At 67.6% G+C, this 8,188-nt stretch carries 7 protein-coding genes, 1 tRNA gene and 1 pseudogene; 6 read left to right on the top strand and 3 right to left on the bottom strand.

The window, feature by feature from the left end:
- Window positions 1-276 precede the first annotated feature (276 nt).
- The 3 genes and pseudogenes from AC0Z36_RS24970 to AC0Z36_RS24960 form a co-directional block, all read right to left on the bottom strand.
- Window positions 277-522: pseudogene (locus AC0Z36_RS24970) on the bottom strand (GlsB/YeaQ/YmgE family stress response membrane protein); the annotation flags it as partial.
- 124 nt (window positions 523-646) lie between these two features.
- Window positions 647-731 (bottom strand) — tRNA-Leu (locus AC0Z36_RS24965).
- A 104-nt stretch (window positions 732-835) separates the two neighbouring features.
- The gene (locus AC0Z36_RS24960; protein ID WP_485465289.1) at window positions 836-1,540 is read right to left on the bottom strand and encodes a spermidine synthase; all 705 of its coding nucleotides are present in this window, start codon (window positions 1,538-1,540) and stop codon (window positions 836-838) included.
- Between the two features lie 611 nt (window positions 1,541-2,151).
- Here AC0Z36_RS24960 and AC0Z36_RS24955 point away from each other — a divergent pair.
- The 6 genes from AC0Z36_RS24955 (at window position 2,152) to AC0Z36_RS24930 (ending at window position 8,173) form a co-directional block, all read left to right on the top strand.
- Window positions 2,152-3,444 (top strand): ABC transporter substrate-binding protein, encoded by a 1,293-nt coding sequence (locus AC0Z36_RS24955; protein WP_485465288.1) that lies wholly within the window; start codon window positions 2,152-2,154, stop codon window positions 3,442-3,444.
- A 139-nt stretch (window positions 3,445-3,583) separates the two neighbouring features.
- Window positions 3,584-5,746 carry a branched-chain amino acid ABC transporter permease gene (locus tag AC0Z36_RS24950; RefSeq protein WP_485465287.1) on the top strand — a complete coding sequence of 721 codons (2,163 nt, stop codon included), beginning with the start codon at window positions 3,584-3,586 and terminating at the stop codon, window positions 5,744-5,746.
- 1 nt (window position 5,747) lies between these two features.
- Window positions 5,748-6,554, top strand: coding sequence for an ABC transporter ATP-binding protein (locus AC0Z36_RS24945; RefSeq protein WP_485465286.1), 807 nt, complete (start codon window positions 5,748-5,750; stop codon window positions 6,552-6,554).
- Window positions 6,551-7,378 carry an ABC transporter ATP-binding protein gene (locus AC0Z36_RS24940; protein ID WP_485465285.1) on the top strand — a complete coding sequence of 276 codons (828 nt, stop codon included), beginning with the start codon at window positions 6,551-6,553 and terminating at the stop codon, window positions 7,376-7,378. The genes AC0Z36_RS24945 and AC0Z36_RS24940 overlap by 4 nt, the downstream gene beginning before the upstream one ends.
- A complete protein-coding gene (locus tag AC0Z36_RS24935; RefSeq protein WP_485465284.1) occupies window positions 7,375-7,941 on the top strand; it encodes a hypothetical protein in 567 nt (188 codons plus the stop codon). Before AC0Z36_RS24940 ends, AC0Z36_RS24935 begins: the two co-directional genes overlap by 4 nt.
- A gap of 67 nt (window positions 7,942-8,008) precedes the next feature.
- The gene (locus AC0Z36_RS24930; protein WP_485465283.1) at window positions 8,009-8,173 is read left to right on the top strand and encodes a hypothetical protein; all 165 of its coding nucleotides are present in this window, start codon (window positions 8,009-8,011) and stop codon (window positions 8,171-8,173) included.
- The last annotated feature ends 15 nt before the right edge of the window (window positions 8,174-8,188 follow it).

The raw sequence follows: 8,188 nt of genomic DNA, 5'->3' as shown, positions 1-8,188 counted from the left end.
CTGCGCCGATGGTACTGCACTCGAAGGGGTGTGGGAGAGTAGGTCGCCGCCGGAATTATCTTGAGTGAAAGGCCCCCGTCCTTATGGACGGGGGCTTTTTGCGTTTCCGTAATTCTTAGAAACCTGCACAGTGCATTACCGACGGCTGCGGCTCCGGCCCCACCGGCTGCGGGTCCGTCCGGCGCTCCGGGGGGAGCGGCGCGGGGTCCTCGTCCGCCGCGGTGTGCGGCGGGTGTGGCCTCGGACGTAGGAGGTCGTCGTACCGCCACTGTAGAAGCGGTCGACCAGGGCCACGCCGATGGCGGCCACGGCGATCTGGAACGCCCACTCGATCCAGTCGACGCCTTTGGTGTCGGCCACGCCGAACGCTGCGGCGATGGCACTTCCTATGAAGGCCGCGACGATGCCCACGAGGATGGTGAGCCAGATCGGGATGTGTTGTCGGCCGGGTAGGACGAGCCGGCCGAGTGCGCCGATGATCAAGCCGATGATGAGAGCGCTGATGATGCCTGAGATCTCCATGGCCGCACCTCCACTGTCGGGGGTTGTGCTGCCATGGCTGCCCCGTTGCGGGAGCTTCACGCAGGGGTTCGACAAAAAATCCCCAAGGCCTGCGGCCTTGGGGATCTTTGGGCACTGCATTGGGTGTCCGAGGGGGGACTTGAACCCCCACACCCGGTAAAAGGTACTAGAACCTCAATCTAGCGCGTCTGCCATTCCGCCACTCGGACTTGACTGCGGTTGTCTCCCGCGCGTCTTTGATAACTATAGCAAGGTCACAGAGTCCTCCGCGACACTGATATCCAAGCGGGCTGAGTGGACTGGGCAAGGCGGGTCACCGGGCCAGGAAAACCACATCGGGCTCGCCGCGTGGCACCGCCACGGGAACCCGCAGGACTTCGACCACCGGGAAAACCGTACGCAGACGTTCTTCGAATGCGGGACTGGCGGCCGCGCTCCACAGCGCGAGGACGCCCCCGGGGGTGAGATGCCGACGGAGGGCTGCGAGGCCTGCCGCGCCGTACAGGGAAGCATTGCTGTCGGTGACCGTCCATTCGGGGCCGTTGTCGATGTCCAGGCACAGGGCGTCGTACAGCTCTTCTGTGGGTCCGTGGGCCCATGTCACCAGGTCTGCGTGCAGAACATCCACCCGGGGGTCCTGGAGGGCGTTTCCGGAGAACGGGGCGAGGTGGGTGCGCCCCCACCCGATCACGGTTGCTTCGCGTTCGATGACGGTGATCTGCGAGAACGCCTGACGCGCCGGGCCAGTCGGGGGCAGTGACTCTGTCGACAAAACGACAGCTTCGCCCAGCGAGAATCCGACTCCGAGGCCGCCGATGAGGACGCTGAGACCAGAGCTGCGACCCGTGGCGGCGAGCGCTTCGGCAGCGGCCCGGATCAGGAGACGTTCGGAGGTTCCGTCCCGGGTGTCCATCAGGAAACAGCCGTTGCTGATGATCTCGAAGTGCGGTCCGTTACCACGCAGTACGAGTTCGCCGTGCGGGGTGTTGACCCGTTCCACGGTTTCGGAAGAGGTCAATGGCTCGGACCTGACGTCGGACATGACGGCGGTTCCCCTTCAGTCACTTTGTCGCTAATCCCGTAAGAACCCTTTGCCGCCCGAGTAGGGCGGGTGATGGGAGCTCACCTTTTCTGATGACACGTGTGTACTGCGATTTTGTACTGAACGGATGGTGAGTCAAGAGATCGGGTGGTTCTTCGGGTCCTTGTTCTCCCGGCCTGATCCCGACGCAGGGTAGCCCCTTGCACCCTGCCCGTAGCCCGGTTATTGTCCGGCCATTGCTCGTGGTCCATGACCGTGCCAAGGAATCGGAATTCCACCGGCACTCCGGACGGACCCGAAGCACCTGCCTCGAGGCACTTGGAGTACCCGATCCACCGGAGCACTTGATCCACCGAACACGTGTACGTCAGCACAGCACCACAGCACAGCACGGGAGAAGGCCGGCGCCACCGCGATCCGGCCCCGCAGGAAAGTGTCGGGAGGGCTCGATGGCGTCAACAACCGTTCGGCGGAGGAGCAGTGTCCGAAGCCGCCGATGGGCGGCGGGGGCGCTCGTTCTGCCGCTGCTCATGATCGGAGCCTGTAGCCGGTCGGGATCCGATGCGGTCCAGACAGGCGCGGGAAGCGTGGATGTCGGTGCCGCCGCCCCAGGCGACGGGAAGACGGCCCCCGGTGCGCTCCCCGGCGTGGCGGCGGGTGACTTCGGCACCCTCAAGGGACTGTGCGGAGCGGGCAGCGGCAAGCCGCTGACTTCCCAGGCCCGGGGTGTCACGGACAAGGAGATCGCTGTCTCTACGATGGCCGACCCCGGCAACGTGGCGCAGCCTGGCCTCGGTCAGGAGTTCTTCGACATGGCCGACGCGTTCACCAAGTGGTGCAACGACGCCGGTGGCATCAACGGCCGCAAGATCAAGCTGAACAAGCGCGACGGCCAGCTGTTCAACGCGGCCACCACGATGACCGCGGCCTGCCAGACGGACTTCATGGTGGTCGGCGGCGGCAACCCGCTGGACGCCGCGACTGTGGAGCCCCGACTCGGCTGCAACCTGGGCGCCGTTCCCGGCTACGTCGTGTCCAGTGAAGCGATCAAGGCGCCGTTGCAGGTCCAGCCGGGGGGTATCCCCGGCAACGAGGGCCTGGTCGCCGCGTACAAGGCGCTGTTCGCGAAGTACCCGGACGCCAAGGACAAGGTCGGCGTCGTCGGGCAGGACATGCCGGACACCAAGGCTGTGGCGGACCGTTACGCGGACGCGGTGGCCAAGGCCGGCGGCACGGTGGTCTCCACCCAGCTCGCCGCGCCGATCGGTGCGATCTGGCGTCCGTACGTCGAGAGTCTCAAGCAGGCGGACGTGCAGATCCTCGTCGGCGCCGGGGTGTTCGCGGTCAACGCGACCCCGCTGTTCCAGGAGATGAACAACGTCGGCTGGACACCCAAGGCGATCGTGACCGACCAGTCGGCCTACAACAACCTCAACATTGAATCGGCCAAGCAGGCTCAGGTCCCGGACTTCTACTCCTACCTGACCTTTGTGCCGCAGGAGTTGGGCAAGGACCACCCGGTCGCCAAGCAGGCGGCCGATCTGCTGCACACGGTCAAGAAGAACGACCGGATGGTGTTCTTCAACTACGCCGGTCTGAACGCCTGGCTGGTGTGGGCCTCCGCGGTCAAGGACTGCGGTGACGGTGTCACCGTGGAATGTGTGATGGAGAAGTCCAAGCGGCAGGCCTGGGACGGTGGCGGACTGTTCGCCCCGAATGACATCGGGCCGCTGGACCAGATGCACATGAACCCCTGCTTCGCGATGTTCAAGCTCGGCAAGGACGGGTTCGCCTTCGACCCGGAGACGACGGGCACCGCGAACAAGGGCATCTTCAACTGCGCCCCGGAGAACGTCGCCACGCTGGACAAGTCCTACTGATCGTGCCGCGCCGGCCGGGGTCCGTCCCGGGCCGGCGTCGCCGCTGCGCTCGACCTGTGGTGACCGCACGTCAGAACCCCGTACCTGAAACTGACGCTCCCCCGGCACCACGGCGAACACATGAGTCCCCGGAGGACCCGTGCACGAGTTCCTCGTCTTCACCATCAGCGGCCTGGTCACCGGCGGCATCTACGCGATCACGGCCGGCGGCCTGACCCTCACTTACACCACCACCGGAATCTTCAACTTCGCCCACGGCGCCACCGGGGCACTGGCCGCGTTCAGTTACTGGCAACTGCGCTACGGGTGGGGCTGGCCCGTGTGGGCGGCCCTCATCGTGTGCCTGCTGTTCCTGGCACCGGCCCTCGGTATAGGTCTGCAACTGCTGATCATGCGCCGCCTTGAAGGCACTTCGCCGACAACACGCCTGGTCGTCACCATCGCGGTGCTCCTCTCCCTGGTCGCGGCCATCTCGTGGATCTGGAATCCGAAGAAGCTCCACAACGCCCAGCCGTTCTTCGTCGGCGAAAAGATCACCTTCTTCGGTGTGGGCGTTTCGTACCATGACCTGATCACTCTGGGCGCGGCGCTACTGGTCGCCGTGGCCCTGTGGGTCCTGCTCACCCGGACGCGTCCGGGTGTGGCGATGCGGGCCACCGTCGACGACCGGCCACTCGCCGTGCTCAACGGCTCGCGCCCGGAGATACCCGGCATGCTGGCCTGGGCCATCGGCACGACGCTGGCGGCGCTGTCCGGCATCCTGATCGCGCCCAAACTGACGCTCAGCCCACTGCCGCTGACCCTGCTCATCGTCAACGCGTACGCCGCCGCCGTCATCGGGCGGCTGCGCAGCCTGCCGATGACCTTCCTCGGGGCGCTCGTCCTCGGCCTGGCCAGCGACTACGCGGTCGGTTACCTGCCGAAGTGGGAGACCGCCGCCCCCTTCACCAAGGGCTTCATCGGGGTCGTCCCGGTCGCGGTGCTGTTCATCGCGCTCCTGGTGATGCCGCAGTCCCGGCTGCGCGGCCACAGCGCCCAGCGGACCCGGGAGATCGCCCACCGGCCCACGTGGGGCGGCAGCGCGCTGTTCGCGGCCGTCGTCATCTTCGGCGCCGTCGTCGCGGCCCGCTCGATGAGCATGATCGACCTGTTCGGCTCGACCAGGATGTGGGGCATCGCGATCATCGGCCTGTCGATGATCCCATTGGTCGGCTACGCGGGAAAGCTGTCCCTGTGCCAGCTCGGCTTCGCCGGTGTCGGGGCGGTCTGCGTCTCGCACTTCGGCGGCGACGGCAATCCGTTCGCGCTGGTGTGGGCCGCTTTGATCTGCGCCTTCATCGGTGCGCTGATCGCCCTGCCCGCGTTGCGGCTCGACGGCATCTATCTAGCTCTGGGAACCGCCGCGTTCGCCGTGGCACTCGACAAGTGGATCTTCGGACTGCCGAAGTTCACCTGGTTCGGCCACGACATCTACCTGTTCAAGGGCGGCACGCTCGGCTTCAAACGGTTCGACTTCGCCGGCGTGGACGTCACCTCCGACCGGGCGTACTTCATCTTCGGCGCGATCGTCTTCGCCCTGTTCACCCTGGTCGTGGTCGCCATCCGGCGCGGGGAGTTCGGCCGCAGGCTGCTCGCCCTGAAGGACAGCCCGGCCGCGTACGCGACCCTGGGCATGAACCAACGGGTCACCACACTCGCGGTGTTCGCCCTGTCCGCGGCCATGGCCGGGATCGGCGGCGGCATCTACGGAGCGGCCGTCAAGAGCGCCAGTTCCAGCCAGTTCGAGTTCTTCACCGGCCTGACCATCCTGATGACGATGGTCATCGCGGGACTGACCTCACCCGGTGCGGCGCTGCTCAGCGGCATCATCGTCGGTACGCCGCTGATGACCAACCTGTTCCCCGACTGGGCGCAGCTGACCACGGTCCTCATCGGGCTCAACGGCATCGCGCTCGGCCGGAACCCCAACGGCGTGATCCCGTCGCAGCTGCGGCCCAACTGGGATCCGGCACTGCGTTATCCGCAGGTCATCGCGGCCGGCGGCGGGGCGGTCGTCGTCCTGTACGCACTGCGTGAGGCGGATATCGTCGGCAACTGGGTCATGGTCCTGGGCACCGTCGGAGTGCTCTTCGCGATCGCCGGCCTCGCCCGGGTCTTCGACGGCAGGAAGAACGCGGGAGCCGTCACCGCCGCACTGCCCGACGGACTGTCCGCGCCGCCCGAAGAGCTGGGTCTGGGGAGGCCGTTCACGCAGTCCGACATCGAAGCGCTGGACCGCAAGCTCGAACTGCAGGGGGCCTGACATGGAGTCAACAGAGCCGGCCAGGGGAGCGGTCTCCGCACCCGTGGGCCGGGGACTCGAAGTCGACGGGGTCACCGTCCGCTTCGGCGGCCACACCGCGCTCGACAACATCAGCCTGCACGCGCGGCCCGGCCGGATCACCGGTCTGATCGGGCCGAACGGCGCCGGCAAGACGACGATGTTCAACGTCATCACCGGGCTTCAGCCGCCCTCGCGGGGGACGGTGTCCCTGGACGGCCGCGACGTCAGCAAGCTCGCGCCGTTCCGCCGGGCCCGCCTGGGGATGGCCCGTACGTTCCAACGGCTTGAGCTTTTCGGGTCGTTGAGCGTACGGGAGAACATCCACGTGGCGGCGGTGCAGTACCGCAGGCGGAACCGGGGTTCGGGCAGTGCGCACGCCGCCACCGCGCAGCTGATCGAACGGCTCAACCTGGGGGCGCTCAGCGAACTGCGGGCCGATTCGCTGCCCACTGGGCAGGGGCGGATGGTCGAGCTGGCGCGGGCGATGGCCTGCGGGCCGCGCGTCCTGCTGCTTGACGAACCGGCCTCGGGGCAGGACGAGAGTGAAACGCTCGAATTCTCCCGGGTGTTGCGGGAAGTCGCCGCGTCCGGGGTCGCGGTGCTGCTGGTCGAGCACGACATGGACCTCGTCATGTCCTGCTGCGACGAACTGCACGTGCTGGACTTCGGCAAGAAGCTCGCCAACGGCACCCCCGCGCAGATCCAGGCCGACCCTGGCGTCCGTGCCGCCTATCTGGGCGAGGACGACGCGGCACTGCCGCCGGCGACCGTACAGGAGCCCGCATGACGTCCGTACAGCCGAAGGTGACCGGCGCGCTCGTCACCGCACCGCCGCTGCTCGAACTCCGTGGGATCAGCGCGGGTTACGAGCAGGTCGAAGTGCTGCACGGAGTCGACCTGGCCGTCCCGGCCGGGGCGGTGGTCGCTGTGCTCGGTCCCAACGGGGCGGGCAAGACGACCATGCTGAAGGTCGCGTCCGGGCAGCACCCGCCCACCCGCGGGGACATCTACCTGGCCGGGCGGTGCGTCACCGGCGCGGCGCCGGTCGACCTGGCCAGGCTCGGAGTGTGCAGCATCCCGGAGGGCCGGGGTGTGTTCCCGAACCTGACCGTCTCCGAGAACCTGTGGATGGCGACCCACCGGGGGATGAGCCGCGCGCAGATCGAGGAGCGGGTCTTCCCGGTCTTCCCCCGGCTGAAGGAGCGCCGCCGGCAGGCGGCGGGCACCATGTCGGGCGGCGAGCAGCAGATGCTGGCGATGGCGAGGGCCATCGCCACTGATCCGGCGGTCCTGCTGATCGACGAACTGTCCATGGGGCTGGCCCCGTTGGTGGTCGAGCAGCTTTTTGCGATCGTCGCCCAGATCGCCCGCACCGGCGTGACGGTGCTCCTCGTCGAACAGTTCGCCCGTACGGCCCTGGGCGTCGCCGACCTCGCCGCGGTGATGACTGGCGGACGCATCACCCAGGTCGGGGCCCCGGCCGAGGTCGCCGAGGGCCTGCACAGCGCCTACCTGGGCGGAAGCACCGAAAAGACGTCTCAAGCACCAACTCCGTCTGCGCACAACACATCTGCAACGCCGTCGGACCTCCGTGAGGTGGATCAACCATGAGCATGAACACCGCCGCGAACCCCGACGGGCAGCCGTCGGGTCACCGCGCCCCAGATTCGCTGTACGGGCAGGACAACACGCAGGTCCTGCCGGTCACCCCGGCGGCCCCCGCGATGCCCGCGCCGCCGTCCGCGGCTCCGTTCGGCGGACCGGGACGGTATCCGGCGCAGCCGCCGGTCAGCCCCGTCGGACCGGGCCGGCACGCGTCCGGCGCGGACAGCGACCGGGTCGCCCGGCTGAGCGTCGACGTGGCCGGGATGCGGGTCAAGGCGCCAGGCACCGGCCTCGACACCAACCTGATGTGGCTCGGTGTGGCCTTGCTCGTCGGCGGGATCGCGACCTCCCTCGGCGCGTACCTGATGGTGCACTCCACCACCAACGTGCTGACCCAGCGGGACGCCATCGTGGCCGCCATCTGCGGCATCCCGATCTCCATCGCCGGACTCGCGCTGTTCCTTCGCTACTCGTTGTCCGGTTTCCTGCGCTTCTGGATCGCCCGGCTGATCGCTTTGCAGTCGACACCTCCGGAGGATGGGCTACCGATCGGTAAGGGTGCTGAATAGTCTTACGGGAAAGCACTGGTGACCGGACATCAGCAGCTGATCCCGGCCCAGCCGACCGGAGGCGATGATGAGTGAGACCCCGGATATGCCGGTGACCCCGGCCGGTCAGGCTCCCCGGAGCCGGTTCGCCGTGCCGCACGACTGGCGCGGCTGGCTGGTCTGGGGCGCGGGAGCGCTGTGGCTGGTCGCGATGGTGGTGGCGGTCGCCGAGATCGTTTCGATGTTCAGCTGAGGCGACAAGAAACCG

Source organism: Kitasatospora sp. UYEF31, from assembly GCF_057291755.1.
Note: the sequence above shows the minus strand (reverse complement) of the source record. Positions and strands in the feature narration are given on the sequence as shown.

What these genes read in the sequence shown, in the direction of transcription:
- AC0Z36_RS24945 (WP_485465286.1), top strand. Translation starts at nt 5,748, where the DNA reads ATGGAGTCAACAGAGCCGGCCAGGGGAGCGGTCTCCGCACCCGTGGGC.
- AC0Z36_RS24935 (WP_485465284.1), top strand. Translation starts at nt 7,375, where the DNA reads ATGAGCATGAACACCGCCGCGAACCCCGACGGGCAGCCGTCGGGTCAC.
- AC0Z36_RS24930 (WP_485465283.1), top strand. Translation starts at nt 8,009, where the DNA reads ATGAGTGAGACCCCGGATATGCCGGTGACCCCGGCCGGTCAGGCTCCC.
- AC0Z36_RS24940 (WP_485465285.1), top strand. Translation starts at nt 6,551, where the DNA reads ATGACGTCCGTACAGCCGAAGGTGACCGGCGCGCTCGTCACCGCACCG.